We start from the raw sequence: 1,427 nt of genomic DNA on the forward strand, positions 1-1,427 counted from the left end.
TGAACTGACCCCCAATAGTTGGACACCAATTATTGAGGGTCTTTTTATGTCCAAATATAGCCGCGAGCTAAAATGTGTCATTGCTAAACAATGCTTAAATGGTACGTCATCTAGTTATTTAGAAAAGCAATATTCAGTTTCTTCGAGACAGATTCGGTATTGGGCCCAAGTTTTTGCTATCCATGGTGCAGCTTCATTTTTACCAACTAAACATGCTGTTTCTGCTCAAACAAAACTAAAAGCATTAAATTTAATGTGGACGAATGACTGGTCTCTCTCGCACACTAGCGCAGTATTTAACCTCTCGTCCCCTGGGATACTATCTGTCTGGCTCAAAAGATTTAACGAGCTCGGTATCAAAGGGCTCAAAATTCGCCAGAAAGGAAGACCTTCAATGAAACAGCAACCTCAACGTACCACTAAACCAGATAATGAAATGACACTTGAGGAGCTAAGAGAGGAGTTGATCTACTTACGAACTGAGAATGCTGTTCTAAAAAAGTTGGAAGAGTTGGAGCAAGAAAAGAACCGTCGAACAAAGAAAAAGCGGTCATAGCTCTAACTCTTAAAGGTAAGTACCCACTGAAGCACCTGCTGCAAACTCTGCAACTGGCGAAAAGTGTCTTTTATTATCAGGCTCAAGCGAGCACGCGTACTGATAGTTACGAAAGTGAACTGCGGTTGATAAAGTCAATTTATCATGAGCATAAGGGGCGATACGGCTACCGCCGTATTCACTTGGAACTAAAAAAGCGAGGCTTCATGTTGAATCACAAGACGGTTCAAAGGCTTATGACTCAGCTAAACCTTAAATCAACGGTCAGGATTAAAAAGTACCGTTCATATCGAGGTGAGTTTGGAAGAACGGCTCCCAACATACTTGAAAGAGATTTTAGTGCGTCCCAGCCAGATGAAAAGTGGGTAACTGACGTTACGGAGTTCAAAGTCAAAGAGCAGAAAGTGTACTTGTCTCCGGTTGTCGACTTGTTTACTCAAGAGGTGGTTGCTTATAGAGTAGCTAAAAATGCCTGTTTGCCGCTTGTCATTGATATGTTGACGGAAGCGATATCAAAGCTTAGACCGAACTCAAAGCCAATTATACATAGCGATCAAGGTTGGCAATATCGGCATCGACAATATCAGCAAAAAATCGAAGAGAGTGGGTTAATACAAAGTATGTCGAGAAGAGGTAACTGCTTGGATAATGCTGTTGCAGAAAACTTTTTTGCTTTACTTAAAACAGAGATGTATCACAATCAGAGCTTTGAAGATGCAGATACTCTGATAGAGCAAATTAAAGAATACATCGAGTACTACAATACCAAACGTATAAAGGTGAAGCTAAAAGGCCTGACTCCGATAGAGTATCGAACTCAGGCCTTGAAAGCCGCTTAACAGAAATGTCCAACTTTACGGGGTCACTTCAT

Annotated in this window: 2 protein-coding genes; both read left to right on the forward strand. The window is 41.1% G+C overall.

Annotated features, from left to right (window positions below; all coding sequences use genetic code 11):
- Window positions 1-46: 46 nt before the first annotated feature.
- A complete protein-coding gene (locus tag ATB76_RS26685) occupies window positions 47-556 on the forward strand; it encodes a helix-turn-helix domain-containing protein (protein WP_038873058.1) in 510 nt (169 codons plus the stop codon).
- Window positions 553-1,395 carry an IS3 family transposase gene (locus ATB76_RS26690; protein WP_155647557.1) on the forward strand — a complete coding sequence of 281 codons (843 nt, stop codon included), beginning with the start codon at window positions 553-555 and terminating at the stop codon, window positions 1,393-1,395. The genes ATB76_RS26685 and ATB76_RS26690 overlap by 4 nt, the downstream gene beginning before the upstream one ends.
- Window positions 1,396-1,427 lie beyond the last annotated feature (32 nt).

This window comes from Vibrio sp. MOR3, from assembly GCF_001557775.1.
GTDB lineage: Bacteria > Pseudomonadota > Gammaproteobacteria > Enterobacterales > Vibrionaceae > Vibrio > Vibrio jasicida.

Bases quoted from the DNA above. Each gene is read 5' to 3' on its own strand.
- ATB76_RS26685 (WP_038873058.1), top strand. From the start codon at position 47: ATGTCCAAATATAGCCGCGAGCTAAAATGTGTCATTGCTAAACAATGC.